The organism is Pseudomonas sp. Kh14 (assembly GCF_900291005.1).
GTDB classification, from domain to species: domain Bacteria; phylum Pseudomonadota; class Gammaproteobacteria; order Pseudomonadales; family Pseudomonadaceae; genus Aquipseudomonas; species Aquipseudomonas alloputida.
The window spans coordinates 1-237 of record NZ_OLKJ01000304.1 but is presented as its reverse complement, the minus strand read 5'-3'; the positions used below and the strand labels follow the sequence as shown (position 1 = coordinate 237).

Genomic DNA, 237 nt, shown 5'->3' with positions numbered 1-237 from the left:
GGCCTACTCGGCGTTGGGCAGCCTGATGCACAAGCGTGGCCAGAATGCCCAGGCCCAGGGCGTGTACGAGCAGGCGCTCAAGGCCTTCCCGATCATGCCGGGCCTGTACGATGGCATGGCCGAGGTGCTGGTGGCCCAAGGCGAAACCAGGCGTGCGCAGAACATGCTTGAAGAAGCCGTGCGCCTGTCGCCGCTATCGGTGCGCCGGCAGTCGACGCTGGGCAAGCTGGCGTTGGA

General features: G+C 66.7%; 1 protein-coding gene. It reads left to right on the top strand.

The window, feature by feature from the left end; genetic code table 11:
• A partial coding sequence (locus FQ668_RS28220) for a tetratricopeptide repeat protein (RefSeq protein ID WP_144180880.1) occupies positions 1-237 on the top strand: 237 nt, incomplete at both ends.